Here is a 22,333-nt window from a genome sequence, read left to right on the forward strand (position 1 = left end):
CTCAAATTGCATCAATAATTCTTGGCATAATCTGTATAGGCTATTCTTTTTAGAAGCCGGACAGGTTATGCCAAGTTTTTTTTATTAAATTGCCCACCACAAAACTAACCAATCTAAGAAGTATCAAGATGAGTAAAATTACTGCTGCCATAACAGGCGTGAGTGGCTATGTTCCGGAATACGTGATGACGAACAAGGAGCTGGAGACCATGGTTGAAACGAATGACGAATGGATTACCTCTCGCACCGGCATTAAGGAAAGGCGTATCTTAAAAGGCGAGAACATGGGTACTTCTCAGATCGCTATCCCAGCAGTAAAGGAGCTTCTAAGAAAAACAAACACCAAGCCTGAAGAGGTGGACATGCTAATTTGCGCCACTACTACCCCGGACATGGTGTTTCCGGCCACAGCCAACCTGATCACCGCGGAAGTAGGCGCCGTGAATGCGTTTGGGTATGATTTGCAGGCTGCCTGCTCAGGCTTTCTGTTCGCCCTGGCAACTGGTGCTAAGTTTGTGGAGTCTGGTCAGTACAAAAAAGTGATCATTGTTGGGGCCGACAAAATGTCCTCTATCGTTGATTATACCGACCGTGCGACGTGCATCATTTTCGGGGATGGCGGCGGAGCCGTTATGCTGGAGCCCAACACTGAGGGCCTTGGCATCCAGGACCAGGTACTAAAGTCTGATGGTACCGGCGCTCCTTTCCTGCACATGAAAGCAGGCGGCAGCCGCAGACCCGCGACCATCGAAACTGTACAGGCACGTGAGCATTATGCCTTTCAGGAGGGGCAGCAAGTGTTTAAGTTCGCCGTGAAGGGTATGGCTGACGTGTCGGCGGAGGTGATGGAGCGCAACAACCTGAAGGGCGAGGACATTGCCTGGCTGGTGCCCCACCAGGCGAACAAGCGTATCATCGAGGCAACCGCGAACCGCATGGGCCTAAGCAACGACAAGGTGATGCTCAACATCCACAAGTACGGCAACACCACCAGCGGCACCATTCCGCTTTGCCTGTGGGAGTATGAAGACCAGCTGAAGAAAGGCGACAACGTGATTCTGGCTGCTTTCGGCGGTGGCTTTACGTGGGGCTCTATCTACCTGAAGTGGGCTTACGATCCGAAATAGCCGCAGCAACAAAACATAAATACCGAAAGGCAGCCTTGCGAAGGCTGCCTTTTTTTCATACAAGCAAAAACAACAAGGCCTCCCACTTACATGAACAGGAGGCCTTGTTGTTTACTGTGGTTTATACCTGATGCTTAAGGCATATAGGAAAGATCCACCCTGAATTTCTGATCTACGGCGCCCAACTTCTGGCAGGCTTTTTTGGATATCCGGACAATTACCTTCTCGTTATCGCCGGTGGCCGGAAGCTTGCCAATTACCCGCACATACACAATCTGGCCGTTCATGCTGTTTCTCACCTGCATGATAGTGCCAACCGGAGCCGAGCGGTGCAGGGCCAGGTATTTATTGGTATCTGCCTTCGGGTCGATCATTTCGGCTATTCCGCTTTCTAATATCTTGCCCGCGCTTTCGCTGCTGCTCTCCGAAGAAACGGTAGTGGTCGGCGTTTCTACGGGGGCAGCCTCTACAGGAGCAGTGCCCGATGCCGTAGCCACGCTTTCCCGCGGCTTTGCCATCTCATCGTCCGCCTCCGGCACGTAGACAGGCTTCTTGGTTGGCTGCGCTGCCCCTTTCCCTACAATCAGGGTAGAGCCGATGCTGATGCTATTATCCGGCAGGTTATTCCAGCGCCGAAGCTCGTCCACCGCTACGCCATACATGTTGGAGATGGCATAAAGCGTTTGGCGGGGCTCAACAGTATGGAATTTCTCACCGGACGCGCTGATGGTGTAGGTGCGGGTGCTGGCTGCAGGGCGGACGGCAACCGTTTTGGCTGTAGACGCGATGGCACCGGAGGCGGAGCCCTTGCGCGGTATCAGCACAATCTCCCCTATTTTGATGGTGGTTTCGACCGATGGATTAGCCTCTACGATTTGTGCAACCGGCACACTGTACTTTCTGGACAGGGCGTATAAAGTCTCTTTCGGATCCACTTTGTGCTGTACAAAAAGCTTCCCATTCTTTCGCTCCACACCCACCGAGTCGCGCGCAGCCGAAAAGTCAGCAGCGTGGGCAGTGAGTGAAAGCGCGGGGACTACAACAAGCGTGAGGAGAAAGGGTTTAAGCATGGCTTATAATATTTACGAAGCTAAAAGTTGATATACCTGCAGGATGCGTTTATCCTGTATATAGTATAGATCATTCATAAAGATAAAAAAACTATCTGAACCAACCCCAGTTAAACTGTGTGCCATGGGTTCTTTCAGGCAAATTGCACCATTCAAGTCTAGCACCAGTAGCGTTTGTTTGAGTTTGGCGCCTGGTTCGCGGACATAGCAGCCAATCACGATATGGGTTTCGGTCTCGGCGTACTCGATGGCCTGCGTAGTGTCACGTATACCCAGTGTCTCCAGAAACCTCTGTACCTGATTAAAGTAGGCCTCGCCTTCCAGGTACAAGGTTGGGTAGACCGTTTGACTGTAACGGTGCGCACTGTACGTGGCCATTTGCCTGGCGGCCTGCTGCTGCGACACACCTGCAGGAAGCACTGCCCCACTCCCAGGCTCCAGTACCCGGAAATCAGCTTCCGGGGCTGCGACGTCATATGTTATGATGCCTTCCGCAGTTATCCCGTAAAAAGCCTGCTCCTCCTGCTGCCATACCAGGGTGTCAGTGCTTGCCTCCAGCGCATAAACGCCTTTATGCTGGCCCAGTTTACGGTCGCCGTAGCCGTGCAGGTATACGTTGCCGTCCTGGGCATCCTCCAGCCCCAGCCACCAGGCCTGCTTTTGCGGCAGGGTTAGCTGGCGTAAGTTTCTGGTTTCAGCGGCGTAGGTATAGAAATGTGCCAGCAGCAGGTCGCCGTCACGCACCTCCAGGGCCAGTCTTCTGGCGGAAGTGTCCAGGCAGATGCGCCACACGGGGGCACCAAAATCGTATGTATAGATTAACGGGAGTATATGCTGCTAAATTTTAGTATCTTATTGCCAGTTAAAACGCATAACCAGCGCACAAATTTATGAAAACCTATCCAAAGCAACAGTATGTGCAGGCGATCTATCTGCTGCTCGCCCTGCTGCTTCCCTTCGTTTCCGTAGCACAAAACAAGCCAAAGGTTTTTATCATGGAAATAAAGTCGGAGATAGACCCGCGCACCAACCGCTATACCAAGGTGGCCCTGGATGCCGCCACGGAGGCGGAAGCCGATCATATACTGCTCGTGCTGGATACCTTCGGCGGTGCGCTGAACGATGCCGACGAGATCCGGAAGCGGCTTCTAAACTACCCCAAGCCGGTGTATGTGTTCATCGATAACAACGCCGCGTCTGCCGGTGCCCTCATCTCACTGGCCTGCGACAGCATCTACATGTCGCCGGGGTCTAACATTGGGGCCGCCACAGTGGTGGGGGCTACGGGTGAAGCCGCCCCCGGAAAATACCAAAGTTATATGCGCTCCATCATGCGCTCTACCGCTGAGGCGAACGGCCGCAATCCCCATTTGGCTGAAGCCATGGTGGAGGCCAGCGTAGACAGCACCCTCTCCGCTGGACAGGTTTTAACCCTGACGACTACCGAGGCTGTGAAGTACGGCTTTTGCGACGGCGTGGCAGAGAATGTGGAGGGCGTGCTCGCGCAACTGCACTTGCAGCAGGCCGAAATTATCCGCTACCAGCCCGGCACAACCGATAACGTCATTAATTTCTTCCTAAACCCATTTATCAGCGGTATCCTGCTGTTGCTGATTATCGGGGGCCTGTACTTTGAACTGCAGACACCGGGCATTGGCTTCCCCTTGCTGGCCGCAGTGGTGGCTGGCATCTTTTACCTGGTTCCTTATTACCTGACCGGCCTGGCCGAGAACTGGGAAATCCTGCTGTTCCTGGCTGGGTTTATCCTGATTCTGCTGGAAGTGTTTGTTATCCCGGGCTTTGGCATTACCGGCATCAGCGGCATCCTGCTGGTGGTGAGTTCCCTTGTCCTGATCATGGTCAACAACGACAACCTGGACTTTACTTTCGTGCCTTCTGAAAACCTGATGAAAAGCCTGATCTCGGTCGTGGTGGGGATGGTGGGTGCCGGCGCATTAATTGCCCTCACCTGGAACCGCCTGGTCAGCAGTAAAGCCATGGACCGGGTAGTGCTGCGCAATACCTTTGATAGCAAGGAGGGCTACCGCTCGGCCAACACCGCCATACACCTGGTAGGCAAGACCGGTATGGCCCATACCCGCATGACCCCTACAGGGCGCATTTTAATTGACAATATACTATATGACGCCCAGGCCCGTGACGGGTTTATTGAAAAGGGCGATGCTGTGCAGGTGGTAGACCAGAGTACCTTCTCGCTTCGGGTGAAAAAAGTGGGTTCGTCTCCTTCTTGAGCGTTTTTGGTAATCTGCAAAAAAATAAGGTCACAGCATACGCCTTGCCTGCGTGTTAAGCATACCCATCAGGAATAGATTTAGGTGCCTGAGCGATTTCTTATAATTGGTTATAACCCAACGCAAATTCCATGATCCTATGAGCAAGCGAATCTTCTCCTGCTGTAGTTTATTTTTCTTGCTGCTGCTCGGCTGTCAGCAGCGCAACGAAAACGAATTTCCTACTAAAACTACTACAGCCACACTTTTATGGACTGGTGAGATTGCCGCCGACGGCTGCGGGTTTGAGGTATTGATAGACGGAAAAAAGTACCTCCCCGAGAACGAGGAAGCTATTGCAGCCATGTATAAGGAAAGCCCCAACACTACCGTGCAGTTGACGTATGCGCCCTTGCATGAGCCAATCGACCGCCGCTGCGGTATGTTGCCACAACCCAGGGTCATGGAGGCCATCAGAATAATTTCAATAGAGCGCCCATAAAACTTTCCCCTGGCTTGCAACCCTTTCCTGCTCAGATGGCTCCCCCTTATATACATCAAAAAGTAGCCATGAGAAAGTTATACCTCTATAGCCTCGCACTTTTAGCCGCCCTGCTCTCGCTTACCTCTTGCGATGATGAGGAAGGCTGTGAATTAGATCTAAGAACAGTTGAAGCCACGCTCCACTGGACCGGTGATTATGCCATAGACGGATGCGGTTATATCCTTAAAATCGGTGATGTAGACCATAAGCCCGAAAATGAAGACGATATCCCGGACAGTTATAAAACCTACCCTCCCACAGCTGTAGAGGCAAAGATCATAGATTACAATACAACAGTTCGGACATGTCAGGCTGGTGAGGAGATGAAGAGCATTAAAGTGGTGGAATTGCGCAGGCTTTAAGAATTATGCTGCGCTGACGTGCTAAAAACAATTTTCTCTTGTGTAAATTAGCCCCTTGATCAAGCTTTATCCTTTCAAAGACTTATAGCATGGACATCCTCGGAATCATTCCTGCCCGTTTTGCCAGTACGCGTTTCCCGGGCAAACCCCTTGTCGACATCCATGGTAAGAGCATGATCCGAAGGGTTTACGAGCAAGCGCAGCAAGCTGACCTGGCCGAAGTGGTGGTTGCCACGGACGATGAGCGGATACGGGAGCATGTAACTGCTTTTGGGGGGAATGTGGTGATGACTGCCTCTCACCACCAAAGCGGCACAGACCGTTGTTTTGAAGCCTATACGTTACTCGACAAGCCTTACGAGTACATCATCAACATACAGGGCGACGAGCCTTTTATCAAACCCGAGCAGATAAACCTGGTAGCGGCTTGTTTCCGGCAGCCGCAGACACAGTTGGCAACCCTTGTTAAGAAGGTGGAATCAGAAGAGGAGTTATTTAACGCGAACGCGCCCAAGGTCGTGCTGAACCAGGCAAAAGAAGCCCTTTATTTCAGCAGGCAGCCCATCCCCTATTGCCGGAACGTGCCCCAGGATATCTGGCACCTGCAGCATACCTATTTCAAGCATATCGGGATTTACGGCTACCGCGCCGACATACTGGAGCAAATCACTCAGCTGCCGCCCTCTTCCCTGGAACTAGCCGAATCGCTGGAGCAGCTGCGTTGGCTCGAAAACGGCTTCCGCATCAGCACCGCCCTCACCAAGTTCGAAACCATCGGCATCGATACCCCCGAAGACTTGCAGAAGGTGCTGCCGCACCTTCTGTAGTTCCGAATTACGAGTTAAGATTTGACGAATGCTATGTTTTAAACTCGGAACTCATCATTCGGAACTCGGAACTACCTCAGCCCCCTGCCTTCTTGGCTTTGTAGTTAGCCGCCTGGAGTACCTGCACAATCTTGTCACGGAAGTCGCCCTGGATCAGGATCTCGCCATCTTTGGCTGTGCCGCCTACGCCACACTTGCTTTTCAGCATTTTGCCGAGCTCTTTCAGATCATCATCCGTTCCCACAAAGCCGGCCACTAACGTGACCTGCTTGCCCCCTCTGGACTTTTTATCGATCATTACCTTTAGGTTTTGCTGCTGCGGTGGCAGCGTGTCCTCGGTTTGGTCAGATTCGTAATCGTAGCTGAAATCAGAGTTGGTGGAGTACACCACGCCCTGGCGGCCCTTCTTATTTTTGTCTTTCATGATTGTCTATTTTTTTGGCATCATTACCTTTAACGACAGCGGGTTCAGCTTTACATCAAAATCCGTTGTCTTGCCCAAGTATTCGCCATCCGCATGAAACATCATGGGCTCCTCGGTTTCTACTTTAATGTGTTCGGTTTTAAAGTACTCGGCACTGTCGGCGTGGGCCAACTGGTTGGTCAGCATGCAATAGCTTATATTCAGTGCCCGGATGATATCCAGTTTACGCACCAGACAAACATCCAGCAAGCCATCTTGTATGTCGGCTTGCGGGGCAATATAGGCGTTGTTTCCATACTGGGCAGCATTGGCAAAAGCCATCACAAAGCAGTCTGTGTCGATCACATTGCCGTTTATACTCGCTTTTACGGGCAGGTGGCGGTAATTGCGCACTTCTTTCATCACCAGCTCCACATAGCTTTGCAGCCCGCGCTTTTTGCTCCCAGCAAACACCGAGCTGATGTAGGCATCGAATCCGATACCGGCCGTGGTAAAGAAAGGGTGGCCGTTAATGCTCCCGCTATCGATGGCATCTACGGTACCCGTGTTCAGCACAGCCAAAGAACCAGCGGCCGTCAGGGGCACCTGCAGGTGGCGTGCCAGGCCATTGCCTGACCCCCTCGGCAAAATGCCCAGTGCCGTATTCGTCTGGAACAGCCCCCGGGCAACCTCGTTCACGGTACCGTCTCCGCCCACTGCCACCACCACCGCGCACCCTGCATCGGCTGCTTCCCGCGCAAGCTCCGGGGCATGGCCGGCATGTTGGGTATACACGATGTCGTGGGCAAACTTTGCATAGTCCAGGTGCAGGTTAATCTGCTCGGCCACATCCGCCTTTCGCTTCGGTCCTGATTTAGGATTGATGATAAACCGGATGTGGGGGCGTTTGCTCATATGTACAGGTTAGGGCTTTGTGCAAAATTACCCTTTTCCTACTTAAATACGAAAAAGCCCCTGACATCTCTGCCACGGGCTTTCGCCATTTTTTTGGTAACTGATAGGCTACAATGCCATCGCGCCAGCTGGAAAGCCATACCTGTTCAGGCACTTCAGTCTCCCGCTCCAATAGTATAAGCAGCCTTATTTCAGGTGCATCGTCAGGACAGGGATGGTAGTATGGTTTACCAGGTCCTCGGCAATACTGCCGCTGAGCAGGTGCGACAAACCGGTGCGCCCGTGCGTTGCCATCATGATCAGGTCTGCGCGGATATCCTGGGCAAAATGCAGGATACCGTCCTCTTCCAGCGTGTCGTTGTATACATTCACGGTATAATGCTGCAGGCCATATCGCTGTGCCGTTTCCTCCAATTTGCGGCGCAGGTTGCCACTCGACTCAAAAGCACCCGGGGTGTTGATGTACACCAAGTGCAGCTTCGCCTCAAACAGCCTCTGAAAATTTTTAAAGTGCTCCATCGCCTGACTGACTTCGCGTTTGAAGTCGGAGGCCAGCACAATGTTCTTCACATTGAAATGCGGGTTGCGGTCCTTAATCGTGAGCACAGGGCAATCGGCAGAGCGCACTACTTTCTCTGTGTTTGACCCCACCAGAAATTCATCCAACCCACTGCTTCCCTTCGACCCCATCACCACCAGGTCCACGTTGTCTTCCTGTATCGTGCGCTTTATTTTGCTGATCACCCTACTTACGTCGACTTCCTCTACTACATCAATCCCCTGGTGTGGAACCGCGTGCAGTAGTTTCCTCATTCGTTCTTTCGTTGCCCCCAACATCTGCATCACATACATCTGCTGCATACCGTCTGGGGCCACTATTTCGCCTGTTGTCCGGAAGTCGGTCATATAAGGAGCCTCTAAAACGTGCAGCAACTTAATGCCCGCTCCCGTTTTGCGGGCCAGCACAACAGCTACCTCAAAAGCATGGTGCGCCTCTTCAGAAAAATCGGTCGGTACTAATATTCTTCTCAGCATAATAAAAGAGTATTTATGGGTTGGGAGTATAGTATACCCTACGTATACTGTTTTTTACCTATAAATGATGAGTTACAATGATTTATTTGCACAAAACAAGCACGCTCATTACAAAAAAAGGCCTCTCCCATTTAGCTGGAGAGGCCTTCAGAAAAGTAGCTTTTAGCTAGAGCTTAGCCAATTTTAGCGATCAGGTCGGCCGCGCGGTTAGAGTAACCAGCTTCGTTGTCGTACCAGCCAACAACTTTCACCAGCGTCTCGTTTGCAGACGTCATCTCAGCATCGAAGATACAAGAGTGCGTGTTGCCTACGATATCGATAGACACGATCGGATCCTCTGTATACTCCAGAATACCTTTCATCGCACCTTCTGCAGCCTCTTTCATGGCAGCGTTGATTTCTTCTTTTGTAACAGCCTTCTTCAGAACAACTGTCAGGTCAGTCAGGGAGCCATCCGGAATAGGAACGCGCATGGCTACGCCATCCAGTTTACCTTTCAGGTGTGGCAGCACAAGTCCTACCGCCTTCGCAGCCCCCGTAGAGGTTGGCACGATAGAAAGGGCAGCAGCACGGGCTCTGCGCAGGTCTTTGTGAGGTCCATCCTGCAGGCTCTGGTCAGCAGTGTAAGCGTGTACCGTTGTGATGTAGCCTTTTTCGATACCGAACTTGTCGTCCAATACCTTGGCCATAGGCGCAAGGCAGTTTGTCGTACAAGATGCGTTAGAAACGATCTTCTCATCGCCTGTCAGCACATCATCATTCACACCTAATACCACGGTTTTGATATCACCTTTGGCAGGAGCCGAGATAACCACTTTGCGTGCGCCAGCCTCGATATGGCCACCTGCGCTTACGTCATCCACGAAACGACCTGTAGACTCCAGCACAACGTCTACACCCAACTTGCCCCAAGGCAGGTTTTTCGGCTCGCGCTCTGCTGTGATCTGGATTTCCTGGCCATTCACTACGATGCCCGAGGCAGTAGCTTCCACAGTGCCATTGAAACGTCCGTGCACGGAATCATATTTCAGCAGGTGTGCCAGTGTTTTAGTATCTGTCAGGTCGTTGATAGCAACTACCTCTACGTTGTCTTTCTCAAGCAGAGCTCGGAATGTAAGTCTGCCGATACGGCCAAAGCCGTTGATTGCAACTTTAATCTTAGACATAGTATCTAGTTTTTTGAGAGTTTTTGATGGATGCGAAGTTACAATATACCATATTGTAAAACCAATATTTTTTTATAAACTGATTTATAATACTTTACGGATCCTGCAGAAAAAATTTTCGTGGTAAGTTTTGCAGGTTGATAAAGAGCCGTATATTTGCACCACAATTAGACAGAACGGCCCGTTCGTCTAGGGGTTAGGACGCTAGATTTTCATTCTAGTAACAGGGGTTCGATTCCCCTACGGGCTACATGAAAGGCCTTCAGTTAACGCTGAAGGCCTTTTTTATTATGCTTCGGACACTATTCGGACACTAAATAAGTTCATCATCGATTTACTCCATGCTGGCTCCAGTTTTTACTTAGGCTGCTTTAGTAGATTTAAGCAGCAGTAACAGTATAGCTTTGGCGGTAGCCACCCCTCCCTAATCTTCATGTCCAAATGTGTAGATAGCTATAGCCATATCATCTCCAATCATTGATTCTCCTCTTCTCACTAACTCATCTCAAGAATCAGATCTTCCTTATGATTAGTGAGACGGCAATTCGGTACACCCAAGGTACCATTTGCTTAATCTACTTCCTCATTTCATTATTCCGGCGTTTTACGGGATGACTTTTATCAACCTATTTCAGGACTAGACATAATATAGGCTTATCCGATACAGACAAAGCGCCTCTTTTCATATCCAGAAAACGGGCGTTTTAAGGGATAACTTTTGTTAACCTATTTCAGGACTAGACAGGAGAAGACTGTGGTGCAGCCTCTGAAGAAGCCGATGGGAAAGGAGCTTAGCCAGGAAGAAAAGCAGGAAAACCAGCAAAGGCCTCGGTGCGGGTAGTCGCCGAGTATGCTATCGGGCAAGTGAAAGTATGCCGCATTGTCAAAGACAAATTAAGACGCTATCGCCACAACCTTCGGAATCAAATATTGCTTAGAGCCTGCGGGCTCAGTTACTTTAAGGTAGAAACAGCTATAGCTGCTTATTCTACATAATCCATAATAATTTAACTTATTCAGGCGGAAAGCTAACCGTAAGAGTAGCAGATTTACCAGTAGCATCTGTTACAGTTGATTTAATTGTTCCTCCAGCTTTAGGATCGTTTTCCTTGGGGATAGTTGCAAGTTCCCATTCAAAATTACACCCAAGATCGTCATCTGTAGATATGCTATTCACATCATACTCTGGCTGTATTATTACTCTAACTAACTTAAATGGCGGGAACCCACCGTGAGCTTTGAATTTATAGAGTGTTCCAATAACATCATAAGTTATAGTGATTTCTTCTTGGTTGTCGCAAGGTGGAATAATCTGTACTCGTGCTCTACCTACCACTCCTTGAGTAGCAGCAGTAATGTCTACATTTCCACCAGTTATACCAGACACTATTCCCGATTGAGAAACTGTTGCAATAGATTCATTGCTAGATGCCCACTGTATGTTACTATTGTCTGTCAAATCTGTACCATCAACTCCAATCGCTCTTGCCTTAAGTTGATATGTCCCCCCAAGTGGAACTGTAGTACTTGAAGGTGTAACCTCTATAAAAATTATTCTCTGTATAATTGCTTTGAACTCAATGGGACTTCCTGTGACTTCCTTCTCCGGAGTATCAAAAGCTCTCGCTAGTACAGTTTGACCTTCTTCTTTTTCTCCAAGAGTCCAACTTGCTCGTGCCTCGCCATTTTCGCCTGTCTTAGAAGTCGTAGGTGACACACTACCGGATCCTGATGTAGCAGTCCACTGGACATCTATTCCCTCTACCGGTTGATTGTCTTCGTCTTCAATTTTTACTACCAGTGGACTGGCTAATTCTTCATTTGGTTCACCTGGCTGATTATCTCCTGAAACCTTTGTTAACTTTAACTTAGGAGTGTATTCATGAATGATTGTAGCATCTGGTCTATTCTCATTACTCCTAATTTGACCAATAGTAAGTTGTTTGGCGTTTTCTGTTCCATATTTTTTATGCTGTGAAGAGATAGATACAGCCGCATCTGTAGGGAGTGGTGGGTTAAGTTTTGAGTTGACTTTATCTATAATTCCACCTAATAATTCTCCAAGCTTTGCTGCGTCAGGGGTTGCACAAAAGAAAACTCCTCCAATTCCAATAGAGCAAAATGCGGCGGCATATGGATTGTAAGGTGCAAGGGGGCAAGTAGCCTCTGCGATAAGCTGCGGAATTGATATCTCTTTACCAGGTGTTTCAGTGTAGGAGCAAGCTTTCGCAATTGCCTCCATAATTATTTTCCTTATTGCATTTGCATCTTCAAAGGTCTGATTTGGAACTTCTGGCTCCCCAACTATACCTAGCCATCTATAGTTTACAGAATATAATTGCTTTTCTTTGTCATAATGTGCCGGAACCATATAGTCTTGAGAGTTAGCAAATATGCGTACCATTACGGTAGTCTCTCCATCCTTTACATTCTTCTCTGATTGAGTAAACTTATTTCTTGACATTACTTTTATGTTGATGTAGCCATCAGCACCTGTAACTCCTGCTAATCTTCCACCATCGCCTAAGCTTGGTTCTTGTTTATCATTTATTTTGGCACCTTTCACCATGATTATATCACTTAATCCTTCAGGACCAGAAAGAGTAAGAGCAATAGAATCATTCGGCAGATAATCTAAGTGTAAGGCTTCACCTGTTTTTAGGATGATGTTAGAATATCTGCCTTCAGAGTCGAAAGTCACAACATCAGCTTTCTCAGGGTCTGGTTCATTTAAAGCCTGTATTCTGTACCCTATTAAGCTTTTTGGGGAACCGTCGGGATTCCTTGTTCCGAAGAAAGTTGTTTTTTGTCCATCATCTGTTACAACTTCGGCAAATCTTGGATCATTTGCATTGGTGAAGATTGCTCCTTTATATTTTACAGGTTTAGGTGGCGGATTTTTGTCTATTTCTTCAAAGAATTCACAAGCTGGTATGCTAAATAAGGCTACCATAACAAGTACTGAAATGCGCAGAGTTTTTATATATCGGCTCATAAAGGTAAGAGTAAAGAAATTAGACTCTTAGTTTACGCTTTATATATAATTATGTGTCTATTAAATTATACATTACCTTTACAAAAAGGTTTAGAAGCTATTAATATTAAGGTGAATAATAAAAACTATTGAGTAGCCACTTTAAGCTGCTAAAGACTTAAGAGCCATCTTCTAATTTTAGGATTCCCTAGTCAGCCTCTCGGCCACCCCTTGTTATAGAACAGGTCATGGTGAGTATGCGGCAACCTCTATAGAACATAACTTTCGTTATAGAACAAGAAGGGCACCTTGTGATGAGGAGCCCTTCTTGTTTATAACCTATAAGCCCATTCATGATAGACAGGAGCAACTTAAAATATACAACTACGCGCAATAGAGGAAATTGCCTTTACGGTCGCCTGTAGGGGGTACATATACTTTTCCGTCCACTTTTTTCCCTTTGCTTAATACAAGTTAAGAGATAAGCAACTACACATGATTTTTTAGCCAGAGTAGTGTCCCTCTTGTTTTGTACAGAGAGCCGAGTGAAATAATAATAGAACTGTTTTACTCCAGTCTTATTGGCCCGAGAGAGGAGTTCATTAGTACTCTAAGATAGCGTTCTCTACTTTTCTGATATCGGCGTTAGCCTCCTCCTGAAGCTGGGGGCCTGCCACAGTGACCATAGCGACACTCAGCCGAACACAGCATAGGATAACACCCTGGAGGCATTCTTACGGTTCCTTTGCTAGTGGGGCGTGAGCTGGTCGTAGGGTTACATGGGTTTAACTTAAAATTTGCATGTGTAAAATATGCAAGGAATAACCTATAAGCCATCAGCGAGCCAACAGGGATAGGCTATTGGTCCAGATAAATGACAATGATACAGAGTGGAGCCGGCTCGTTGAGGAATTACCGTACCTTCTGGACAAGAAAGCGTAAGGCGCAGCATAGGCCTCTGTACTTGATACATTAGCACCACTGCTAATCCTTGTCACTTAACACTCGTTATGTTCAACAGATCAGGCAAGAATAGGTGCTTCAAATTCAGAAACTCCTCTAAAGCCGCTAAATCCTTGTGGATAAATTTCAATGAATCAAGTATTTAGTTTCACTTTCAGCTTCAACTATACGTCAAAATATGTACTCCTCATACTCTAAGAAGATGTGTTAGGAACCGAATATAGCTTCATAGCCTGCTCCTCCTCTCAAAGCTTCTATACCTCACTATAATCTATTATCAACAACAAACCCTCAATACCCCACAGCAATAGCTTATGAAATAGAGCTACAAAACATGAAAAGTATATAAGCTGCCTGCTTATTCACAGGTAAGGCAAATCTCTGTAATGAAAGTGAATTTTATATACCGGATTCACTATTGTTACTTAATGTACTATATTTATACAAAATATTCTACTAGGTCTACTTTCTGAAAACAAACTTGATATGGCTGCATCTAACTTCTCCTTCCTAGAAGAGGAATTCCCTATTCTGTTCAATATAGGTCATTCTGCGGAATATCATTTGCACACGGACCCTGCAGCCAGCCTAATGAAACTCAGACTATTTGCCGAACGCCTGACGGTAAAGCTGTTTGAAGAACACGCATTGGAGTTTCCGGGGGAGAACTCGCAGTTTCAGCGTCTCAAAACCCTGGAGTACGAGCACGTTCTGCCTTACAGTATCAGGGATATACTGCACCAAATCCGAAAATCAGGTAATACAGCCTCCCATACAGGTGAGACCGAAACCGACGAGGCGAAGCATAACCTACTTTTAGCTTTTAAGCTTGCAAAGTGGTACTATGAAACGTACAGCAGCCAGCCCCATGATATTACAGGAATAAGGTTTCAGGTTCCGGCTAACCTGGATGCCCGGCACGCGTTGAAACTGCTGGAAGATGAGTACAAAGAGCTGGAAGCGCGTTTCCAAAAACTGCTTGACGAAAGAAGTACCCAAGGCCTGCCAGAAGAGAAACAGCAGGCTATACAGCAGCGCTCTGAGAAGGCAGCCAGCAAAATAGAAATGTCGGAGGCTGAGACACGGGAGCTGATAGATACACAGCTGCGCAAGGCCGGATGGGATGCCAATACCCCTACACTTAATTTCAAGAAACATAAAACCCTGCCACAACGCGGCAAAAACTTAGCGATTGCTGAATGGCCTTGTGGTCCTAAATGGGCAGATTATGCACTCTTCATCGGGTTAGACCTTTATGCCATTGTGGAGGCCAAAAAATATGCACAGGATATCTCGACGGACCTGGGCCAGTCTAAAGCATATGCCGAACTTGTAGAGGCCAAAAACGAGGCGGTGTTGCTGGGACAATGGGACAAGTATAAAGTGCCTTTCCTGTTCTCTACCAATGGCAGGCCTTACCTGGAGCAGATCAAAACTAAAAGCGGCGTGTGGTTTCTGGATGTACGCGAGCAGCACAACAATGCCAAACCCCTGCAGGGATGGTACTCTCCTGAAGGGTTAGTAGACCTACGCGAAAGGGATATTGCCGCAGCAAACCAGAAGCTAAGCACTACCCCACTCGACTTTCTGGAAAACAAGAGCGGTTTGGGTTTGCGCGAGTACCAGATCAAGGCCATACAAGCGGTTGAGAAAAAGCTGATGGAGCAACCCGATGACCGCAGGGCTTTGATTGCCATGGCCACAGGCACAGGCAAAACAAGAACCGTTATTGGCCTAAGTTACCACCTCATACAGACTAACCGCTTTAAAAGGATTCTTTTTCTCGTAGACCGCACGCTGCTGGGCACGCAGGCTATTAATTCTTTTAAGGATAACAAGGTAGTGGACCTGAATACCTTTGCTGAGATTTACGAGGTAAAGGAGCTGAAACACATAGCCCCAGATATTAATACCCGCCTGCATTTTGCAACGGTGCAGGGTATGGTAAAACGGCTGTTCTACAACGAATCAGATGAGAAATTACCCTCTGTAGACCAATATGACTGCATTATCATAGACGAAGCACACCGTGGTTATCTGCTGGATAAGCAATTGAATGAGGAAGATTTGGTTTTCAAGGACCAACGCGATTATATCAGTAAGTACCGGATGGTGCTTGATTACTTTGATGCCTATGCAATTGGACTTACGGCCACCCCTGCCCTGCACACAAAAGAAATATTTGGGCCTGCTGTTTATACCTACTCCTACAGAGAGGCGGTTATAGACGGCTTCCTCATCGACTATGATCCGCCCTACCTATTCGAGACGGAGCTTAACAAGCAGGGTATTATCTGGCAAAAAGGAGAAAAACCGAAAGCTTACAACAAGGAGAACAACGCGATTGTGGAGTTGGAAGAACTGGAGGACGAGCTGAAAATTGATGTAGCCGGTTTTAACAAATTGGTGCTGAACGAGAGCTTTAACCGCACCGTGATTCAACAACTGGTTAGAAACCTGGACCCGGACAGCGAGGAGAAAACACTTGTTTTTGCCGCCACAGATAGCCACGCCGATACGGTGGTAGCCCTTCTGAAGGAAGAATTTAACAAAGCGGGCATAGAGGTTCCGGATAACGCCATTGAGAAGATAACCGGCAAATCGTATGACCCGGCGGAGCAGGTAAAGAAATACAAGAACGAGAAATACCCGAACATTGCCGTTACCGTTGATCTGCTCACAACCGGAATAGACGTGCCTGCGATCTGCAATATCGTGTTTCTGCGAAAGGTAAAGTCCCGGATTTTGTATGAGCAGATGATGGGCCGTGCCACCCGCCGTTGCGATGAGATAAAGAAAGAGAGCTTCCGGATATTTGATGCCGTCAGGCTATATGAAACACTCCAGGACTATACCCAAATGAAACCGGTGGTGGCTAACCCCTCCGCTACCTTCCTGCAGCTTGCTGAGGAGTTGCACGACATCGACACGAACGAGCGCGCGCAGAAACAACTGGAAGAGATGGTGGCCAAGCTGCAGCGAAAAAAACAGAAAATGAACAGCCACCACGAAGAGCAGTTTAAGTATAAAGCTGGCGGCACCGATCCTGATGAACTGATCACAAAGCTGCTTAACCAGCCGTTGCAGCAGAGCATATACGATATTATTCAGCTGTCCGGGTTGTGGATGTTTTTGGATGAGCTAAAGCCCGACCCTACGGCCCAGTATGTTTCGGAGCACCAGGACAAGTTTATCAAAACCAACCGGGGGTATGGCAAGAGTCAGAAGCCAGAGGATTACCTAGAAAGCTTTGGGCGCTTTATCAAAGAGAACCAGAACAAGATTGCAGCCCTCAACATTATCTGCACCAATCCAAAGGAACTTAACCGCCAGTCGTTGAAGGATCTTTATATTGAACTGAGCCTGAACAACTTCTTTACAAGCTCGCTGAAAGAGGCATGGAAAGAGGCGAAAAAGCAGGATATTGCAGCAGATATCGTTTCCTTTATCAGGGCAATGGCCATAGGCAGCACGCTGGAAAACCGCGACGAGCGCATTAAGCGTGCCGTGGACAAAGTGCGGGACATGCGCCAATGGAATAAAACGCAGCTCAACTGGCTAGACCGCTTTGAAAGCCAGCTAATGGCTGAAACAGTACTACAGGTAGAAGACCTAAATAAAGATCCTTTTAAAGATGCTGGCGGATTTACGAGGCTCGACAAGGTATTCGAAAACCACCTGGCAGAAGTCATAGAAACCATAAACGACAATCTGTACATCCAATCAGCTTAATACACCTCCTTCTAATAATAGGTGGGATGAAAAAAGGCCCGCTTTAAAGGTGATAAGGGGGGATTACAAAACACATAGATTAACTGTAGCTTAACCAAATGGAATTATTGCAAAAATAGAATATAAATGGGATGTACTTCGCAGATGTAAGTCATCCCCCTACCCCCTTTAAAGGGGGACTTAAAAAGACAATCGAAAACTTTACTATTATAGCTTACCAACCACCAATATGAGTGCCGAAGAAATAGCGAATAAACTCTGGAACCTGTGTAATGTGTTGCGCGACGACGGAGTTACTTACCACCAGTACCTGAACGAACTTACCTATATACTTTTCCTGAGACTATCGGAGGTGAAGGATTTTGAGGAGGCTATACCGGAAGATTACCGCTGGGGCAAACTCAAAAGCATAACTGATAACAAAGACCTGTTCGATACTTACCGCGAGCTGCTGGCTACCATCAGCACTAAGTCTGAGAATGCTGCGGTAAAGGAGATTTATACCAATGCCAGCACTACGCTGCGCAAGCCCGTAAACCTGAAAACGCTGATTACGAGCATTGATGCCATCGATTGGTACGACGATGTGGAGCAGGACAAGATTGCTACCATTTACGAGGAACTGCTGGAACGCAACGCCGGTGAGAAGAAAAGCGGTGCAGGCCAGTACTTTACCCCTCGCCCACTCATCAATATCATGGTGGAGCTGATGGCCCCGAAACTGAAAGAGCGCTGGAATGACCCTGCAGCTGGCACTTTTGGGTTTATGATTGCTGCCGACCAGTACCTGCGCGACAAATCCGACAACTACTACGAATTGAACGCCGAAGACCGCGCATTTCAGGTAAACGAGGCTTTTAGCGGTTGCGAGCTGGTGCAAGATGCCCATCGCCTGGCCCTCATGAACGCCAAACTGCATGGCCTGGAGAGCCGCATCGAGATGGGTGATACGCTATCGGAGCTGGGCAAAACATTTAAAGGATTTGACGGCGTGCTGGCTAACCCGCCTTTCGGTACGAAGCAGGGTGGCGAGCGGCCTACCCGCGACGATCTGGTATACCTGTCGGGTAACAAGCAGCTTAACTTTTTGCAGCACATTTACCGCTCGCTGCACAAGCGTGGTGGGGCTCGGGCTGCCGTGGTGCTGCCCGACAACGTGCTGTTCGAGGACGGCGACGGACGCAAAATACGCCAAGACCTGATGGACAAATGCAAGCTGCACACCATTTTGCGATTGCCAACAGGTATATTTTATGCGGCAGGTGTTAAAACCAACGTGCTGTTTTTTGAGCGCGGCCAAACCGAGACCGGCAACACTAACAAGGTATGGTTTTACGACATGCGCACCAACGCCCCCAGCTACGGCAAGCGCACGCCCTTTACCCGCAACGCCTTCTCCGATTTTGTGAAAGCCTATACCGGAGGCATTGCCCTTAGCGAGCTAAAGGAAAGCTACAACGGAAGTATAAACTACGCCCTCCGCGCCGAAGTGCAGGACGAGCGCTGGAGCTGCCTGACACGCGAAGAGATCGCCAAGAAGAATGACTCCCTGGACCTCGGCCTGATTGCTGATGCCAACTATAGCAGCAGCGCCCACACCGACGAGCCGATAGACCTCGCTCGCCAGGCCGCCGACGAGCTGAAAGCCATACAAGCAGAGTTGAACCAGATAATTGAATTGTTGGGATAATGGAGAGAGAATTACCAGAGGATTGGGAATTAGTTACACTAGATGAAATAGCAAACTGGGGTTCGGGTGGCACACCTAATAGAGCAATTGCTTCATATTATGAGGGTGATATACCATGGATTAAAACCGGAGATTTAAATGACGGAGTAATTAAAGAAGCAAGTGAATTTATAACAGAACTAGGTTTACAAAAATCAAGCGCTAAATTATTCCCAAAAGGTTCTATATGTATAGCAATGTATGGGGCCACAATTGGTAAAACAGCTATATTAGGTATAGAGGCAGCAACTAATCAGGCTTGTGCAGTCGCACAAGCACATGAGGGAATAGTTAACAAGTTTCTACATTACTTCCTTAAATCAGAAAAGGATAAGTTTATAGAAAAAGGTAAAGGAGGAGCACAACCCAATATTTCTCAAAAGGTAATAAAACTACATGAATTCCCCCTCCCACCCCTTGCCGAGCAAAAGCGCATTGTAGCCAAACTGGATGAAGCCTTTCAGCACCTCGATAGCATCAAGAGTAGGTGGGAAGGAATTATCTCTCTTCATTCTAAATACATAAAAGCTTGCTTAGTCGATAAAGAAGAAGATGCCTTTTATGCTAGAGAAAAGCTAGCCGAATATTTAGAGGAAAGTACAGAGAGGATCGGCGTAGATTGGCAAAATAAAACTAAAGTAGGTGTGTCTGCACAGAAAGGCATCATAGAGTTAGAAACAGGCCAAAAGGAGACTTTCGAAAAGTATAAGATAGTTCGTCCTGGGGGCTTTGTGTATAATGCAATGAGGGTTAATATCGGATCTATTGCTATCTACGAGGGAGATGAAATAGGTATAACTAGTCCTGATTACATAGTTTTCAGAGTAAAAAAAGACTTGTCTCCAAAACTGCTATTGGGCTTCTTAAAATCAGAAATGGGATTTTTGGAGATCAATGCAAACACAAAAGGAAGTGTGCGTTCTAGACTTTACTTCAAAAATTTAGTTAACATCAACTACCCTATAGCTCCGCTACGCATCCAGGAACAGGCTGAACAAGTTCTCGCTTGGTACTCATCTGCCTTAAGCAAGTGGCGCAAAACTATCGAACCATCATTAGCTGTATTATCGCAGGCCATACTTGCCAAAGCCTTCCGAGGCGAGCTAGTGCCCCAAAGCCCCACCGACGAACCCGCCACCGTGCTGCTGGAGAAGATAAAAGCCGCGAAGGCTGCAGCACTTAAGCCAGCTAAAGGCAAAAAGGCCGAGGGTGGTAAGCAGGGAGAGTTGGTGTTGTAAAACATTGGTAATAATTGTAGTCTAACCCTCAACACAGTTAAATGAGAATAAACTTTTATCAATTACTTATTGCAGCCCTTACGCTAGTTAGTTGCGAGTCCCAATCCGATCAGGTTTTTCAGAACCAATGTGAAGAGTTAGCATCTGAAAATGTTAATCTTAGGTCTGAGCTGGCTCAATTAAAGTCTGAAAATGCTGATTTGTCAAGTGCGAAGTCTGATTTAGAATACCAGCTTTCGCAAGTAGAGCATTACGGTGAAGATTTGAATCCAGGAGTCGGTGTACCTAACCAAAATTCAAATAGTGTATCATTTACAGGTTCCGTTATTGAGACCACAATAGATGGTGAATTTGAAGGATGGGAAGGAGAAACCATTTTTAAAATGATGAATGGCACCATTTGGCAACAAGCATCCTACAGTTATACCTATCATTACACCTATATGCCAAGGGTTATGATCTATAAGAAAAGAGGTACCTATTACATGAAAGTAGAAGATGTTTCTGAAGAGATAGCAGTAAGGCAGATAAAGTAAACATTACAAAGATATTTAGCACTCTTAATAACACATGAAAATAAGTAAAAGGCTGAAGAACAGCATTGAAGATACTCTTTCACAAAATTTTACTGTAAGGGAGATCGAAAACTTGTTTGAAAACAATGACATTGAAAATGTCATCGAAGAGGAGTTGCCTGTAGGAGGTGTCAGAAGAGCGCTTACGAAGCAGTATTACAGAAGCATAGACTGGAATAATTCAACTGATTTAAAAAATATGCTTCAGGTTTTCGCAGATATCATTGAAGATCTTGAGAAGAAAAGCCAGACCTATGGGTTTGGGTCCTTTGACAACCCCTACGCTAAGCAAATTGAGCTATTGATTAAAAACCTTAGAAAAGATGGCTTGGTGTATGATAATGGAACCATCTCACCTGTTGAAGCGAATACTCAGCAGGAACAAGAGGTGAATCTTAAAGAATCAAGTCTTTCAGTAGGAACTACAACCGAATTAGCAACTAATATTACATCCGATAGCGATTTTAAAGGATCAGCAAAAGTACCACCTCCAAGAGTGTTCGTTACTTACTCATGGGATGGACCAGAACACGAGAAAAAGGTTTTTGATTTTACTAATTTTCTACGAACTAAGGGTTTTGATGCTGAACTTGATAAAAAGCTTATCCAAGAGCAGTCTGCAATTAATTTCGGCAAAATGATGCATCAAGCCTTCACAGACTATGACAAGGTTATTATTATTCTTTCGACAGGATATAAACAGAAGGCCGACCACTTCAAAGGAGGGGTAGGTAATGAGTATACTATGCTTATTAATGATATAAATGATAGCCCTAAGAAGTACATTTTAGTTTCCTTTGAAGGTGTATCAAATAACATCACACCAATTGGCATCAAAGGAAGAGAAATTATAGACTTAACGAAGGTGGAAAAACAACAAGACCTTTTTCATAAGTTGCTAGATAAGCCACTATATGACTTTGAAGAAGTAGCACCAAATTTACCTATATTAGAGTCAATAAAACCTGCAGAATTTTCTCTATCAGTTACACCAAGTAATCCTTTCGAGATTGTAAAGTTTATTGCCACACCAGGCAATGCAAGTCTAAGTGCAAGTAAATATGATGCTGTTGAAAATGAGTGTTCTATAGAAATACGAAATATTAGCGGTAAAACAACAGATGGTTTCAGCGTTGAGATAATATTTCCCTGCTATTTAGTTGAAAATCCATATGAATTTGTAAACGATGGAGAGTTCTGCACTATTATAACCGATTCGTCAAGCAAATTCTTTTCTAATCAGACAAAACATACCGACAGATTTACTATAAAAGTAACCAGTCACAATTACCACAAAGCACTTAATTCAACTGTCAAAGTAACTGTTTATTCAGAGTTAGGAATGTCTACTAAAGAATTTCAATTAAAGGATGTTTTCATTACAGGAAAGCCCTATGGAGAAATCGAGTACTTAGCAGACGCTCAATTTAATTAAGCACACC

The 22,333-nt window shown here is 46.8% G+C and carries 17 protein-coding genes and 1 tRNA gene; 11 read left to right on the forward strand and 7 right to left on the reverse strand.

The genetic code is table 11. The features are described 5' to 3' along the window. Window positions 1-128 precede the first annotated feature (128 nt). Window positions 129-1,127, forward strand: coding sequence for a beta-ketoacyl-ACP synthase III (locus tag ACXYMU_RS09505; protein WP_458986144.1), 999 nt, complete (start codon window positions 129-131; stop codon window positions 1,125-1,127). 134 nt (window positions 1,128-1,261) lie between these two features. Here the strand turns inward: ACXYMU_RS09505 and ACXYMU_RS09510 are convergent, their stop codons facing one another. Continuing rightward, window positions 1,262-2,197: a LysM peptidoglycan-binding domain-containing protein gene (locus tag ACXYMU_RS09510; RefSeq protein WP_458986145.1), complete on the reverse strand. Its 936-nt coding sequence runs from the start codon at window positions 2,195-2,197 to the stop codon at window positions 1,262-1,264. 12 nt (window positions 2,198-2,209) lie between these two features. After that, window positions 2,210-2,989, reverse strand: coding sequence for a DUF4905 domain-containing protein (locus ACXYMU_RS09515; RefSeq protein ID WP_458986146.1), 780 nt, complete (start codon window positions 2,987-2,989; stop codon window positions 2,210-2,212). Window positions 2,990-3,087: 98 nt separating this feature from the next. On the opposite strand from ACXYMU_RS09515, the gene ACXYMU_RS09520 reads away from it, so the two are divergent. The 4 genes from ACXYMU_RS09520 (at window position 3,088) to kdsB (ending at window position 6,161) form a co-directional block, all read left to right on the forward strand. Then, on the forward strand, window positions 3,088-4,449 hold the full coding sequence (locus tag ACXYMU_RS09520) for an NfeD family protein (RefSeq protein ID WP_458986147.1): 1,362 nt from the start codon (window positions 3,088-3,090) through the stop codon (window positions 4,447-4,449). A 139-nt stretch (window positions 4,450-4,588) separates the two neighbouring features. After that, window positions 4,589-4,930: a hypothetical protein gene (locus ACXYMU_RS09525; protein ID WP_458986148.1), complete on the forward strand. Its 342-nt coding sequence runs from the start codon at window positions 4,589-4,591 to the stop codon at window positions 4,928-4,930. A 68-nt stretch (window positions 4,931-4,998) separates the two neighbouring features. After that, window positions 4,999-5,334 carry a hypothetical protein gene (locus tag ACXYMU_RS09530; RefSeq protein WP_458986149.1) on the forward strand — a complete coding sequence of 112 codons (336 nt, stop codon included), beginning with the start codon at window positions 4,999-5,001 and terminating at the stop codon, window positions 5,332-5,334. Window positions 5,335-5,423: 89 nt separating this feature from the next. Continuing rightward, window positions 5,424-6,161 (forward strand): 3-deoxy-manno-octulosonate cytidylyltransferase, encoded by a 738-nt coding sequence (gene kdsB, locus ACXYMU_RS09535; RefSeq protein WP_458986150.1) that lies wholly within the window; start codon window positions 5,424-5,426, stop codon window positions 6,159-6,161. A gap of 76 nt (window positions 6,162-6,237) precedes the next feature. Here the strand turns inward: kdsB and ACXYMU_RS09540 are convergent, their stop codons facing one another. The 4 genes from ACXYMU_RS09540 to gap form a co-directional block, all read right to left on the reverse strand. Beyond that, the gene (locus tag ACXYMU_RS09540; protein WP_458986151.1) at window positions 6,238-6,585 is read right to left on the reverse strand and encodes a translation initiation factor; all 348 of its coding nucleotides are present in this window, start codon (window positions 6,583-6,585) and stop codon (window positions 6,238-6,240) included. Window positions 6,586-6,591: 6 nt separating this feature from the next. Further along, window positions 6,592-7,479: a diacylglycerol/lipid kinase family protein gene (locus tag ACXYMU_RS09545; RefSeq protein WP_458986152.1), complete on the reverse strand. Its 888-nt coding sequence runs from the start codon at window positions 7,477-7,479 to the stop codon at window positions 6,592-6,594. A gap of 186 nt (window positions 7,480-7,665) precedes the next feature. Further along, window positions 7,666-8,514, reverse strand: coding sequence for a universal stress protein (locus ACXYMU_RS09550; protein ID WP_458986153.1), 849 nt, complete (start codon window positions 8,512-8,514; stop codon window positions 7,666-7,668). Window positions 8,515-8,687: 173 nt separating this feature from the next. Continuing rightward, window positions 8,688-9,680, reverse strand: a complete 993-nt coding sequence (gene gap, locus ACXYMU_RS09555) for a type I glyceraldehyde-3-phosphate dehydrogenase (RefSeq protein ID WP_458986154.1) — start codon at window positions 9,678-9,680, stop codon at window positions 8,688-8,690. Between the two features lie 178 nt (window positions 9,681-9,858). Here gap and ACXYMU_RS09560 point away from each other — a divergent pair. Further along, a tRNA-Glu gene (locus ACXYMU_RS09560) sits at window positions 9,859-9,930 on the forward strand. Window positions 9,931-10,692: 762 nt separating this feature from the next. On the opposite strand, the gene ACXYMU_RS09565 is transcribed toward ACXYMU_RS09560, so the two are convergent. Beyond that, window positions 10,693-12,675, reverse strand: a complete 1,983-nt coding sequence (locus ACXYMU_RS09565) for an Ig-like domain-containing protein (protein ID WP_458986155.1) — start codon at window positions 12,673-12,675, stop codon at window positions 10,693-10,695. Between the two features lie 1,428 nt (window positions 12,676-14,103). On the opposite strand from ACXYMU_RS09565, the gene hsdR reads away from it, so the two are divergent. The 5 genes from hsdR to ACXYMU_RS09590 all read left to right on the forward strand — a co-directional run bounded on the left by hsdR (window position 14,104) and on the right by ACXYMU_RS09590 (window position 22,326). Continuing rightward, window positions 14,104-17,349, forward strand: coding sequence for a type I restriction-modification system endonuclease (gene hsdR, locus ACXYMU_RS09570; RefSeq protein ID WP_458986156.1), 3,246 nt, complete (start codon window positions 14,104-14,106; stop codon window positions 17,347-17,349). Between the two features lie 229 nt (window positions 17,350-17,578). Then, the gene (locus ACXYMU_RS09575; protein WP_458986157.1) at window positions 17,579-19,039 is read left to right on the forward strand and encodes a type I restriction-modification system subunit M; all 1,461 of its coding nucleotides are present in this window, start codon (window positions 17,579-17,581) and stop codon (window positions 19,037-19,039) included. After that, a complete protein-coding gene (locus ACXYMU_RS09580; protein ID WP_458986158.1) occupies window positions 19,039-20,316 on the forward strand; it encodes a restriction endonuclease subunit S in 1,278 nt (425 codons plus the stop codon). Before ACXYMU_RS09575 ends, ACXYMU_RS09580 begins: the two co-directional genes overlap by 1 nt. Before the next feature lie 41 nt (window positions 20,317-20,357). After that, window positions 20,358-20,852 (forward strand): hypothetical protein, encoded by a 495-nt coding sequence (locus tag ACXYMU_RS09585; protein ID WP_458986159.1) that lies wholly within the window; start codon window positions 20,358-20,360, stop codon window positions 20,850-20,852. Window positions 20,853-20,886: 34 nt separating this feature from the next. Next, a complete protein-coding gene (locus ACXYMU_RS09590; protein ID WP_458986160.1) occupies window positions 20,887-22,326 on the forward strand; it encodes an SEFIR domain-containing protein in 1,440 nt (479 codons plus the stop codon). The last annotated feature ends 7 nt before the right edge of the window (window positions 22,327-22,333 follow it).

The organism is Pontibacter sp. CAU 1760 (assembly GCF_054482735.1).

Excerpts from the sequence above, each read along its gene's own strand:
- ACXYMU_RS09505 (WP_458986144.1), top strand. The coding sequence starts at position 129 with ATGAGTAAAATTACTGCTGCCATAACAGGCGTGAGTGGCTATGTTCCG.
- ACXYMU_RS09510 (WP_458986145.1), bottom strand. The coding sequence starts at position 2,197 with ATGCTTAAACCCTTTCTCCTCACGCTTGTTGTAGTCCCCGCGCTTTCA.
- ACXYMU_RS09520 (WP_458986147.1), top strand. The coding sequence starts at position 3,088 with ATGAAAACCTATCCAAAGCAACAGTATGTGCAGGCGATCTATCTGCTG.
- ACXYMU_RS09525 (WP_458986148.1), top strand. The coding sequence starts at position 4,589 with ATGAGCAAGCGAATCTTCTCCTGCTGTAGTTTATTTTTCTTGCTGCTG.
- ACXYMU_RS09530 (WP_458986149.1), top strand. The coding sequence starts at position 4,999 with ATGAGAAAGTTATACCTCTATAGCCTCGCACTTTTAGCCGCCCTGCTC.
- kdsB (WP_458986150.1), top strand. The coding sequence starts at position 5,424 with ATGGACATCCTCGGAATCATTCCTGCCCGTTTTGCCAGTACGCGTTTC.
- ACXYMU_RS09540 (WP_458986151.1), bottom strand. The coding sequence starts at position 6,585 with ATGAAAGACAAAAATAAGAAGGGCCGCCAGGGCGTGGTGTACTCCACC.
- ACXYMU_RS09545 (WP_458986152.1), bottom strand. The coding sequence starts at position 7,479 with ATGAGCAAACGCCCCCACATCCGGTTTATCATCAATCCTAAATCAGGA.
- ACXYMU_RS09550 (WP_458986153.1), bottom strand. The coding sequence starts at position 8,514 with ATGCTGAGAAGAATATTAGTACCGACCGATTTTTCTGAAGAGGCGCAC.
- gap (WP_458986154.1), bottom strand. The coding sequence starts at position 9,680 with ATGTCTAAGATTAAAGTTGCAATCAACGGCTTTGGCCGTATCGGCAGA.
- ACXYMU_RS09565 (WP_458986155.1), bottom strand. The coding sequence starts at position 12,675 with ATGAGCCGATATATAAAAACTCTGCGCATTTCAGTACTTGTTATGGTA.
- hsdR (WP_458986156.1), top strand. The coding sequence starts at position 14,104 with ATGGCTGCATCTAACTTCTCCTTCCTAGAAGAGGAATTCCCTATTCTG.
- ACXYMU_RS09575 (WP_458986157.1), top strand. The coding sequence starts at position 17,579 with ATGAGTGCCGAAGAAATAGCGAATAAACTCTGGAACCTGTGTAATGTG.
- ACXYMU_RS09580 (WP_458986158.1), top strand. The coding sequence starts at position 19,039 with ATGGAGAGAGAATTACCAGAGGATTGGGAATTAGTTACACTAGATGAA.
- ACXYMU_RS09585 (WP_458986159.1), top strand. The coding sequence starts at position 20,358 with ATGAGAATAAACTTTTATCAATTACTTATTGCAGCCCTTACGCTAGTT.
- ACXYMU_RS09590 (WP_458986160.1), top strand. The coding sequence starts at position 20,887 with ATGAAAATAAGTAAAAGGCTGAAGAACAGCATTGAAGATACTCTTTCA.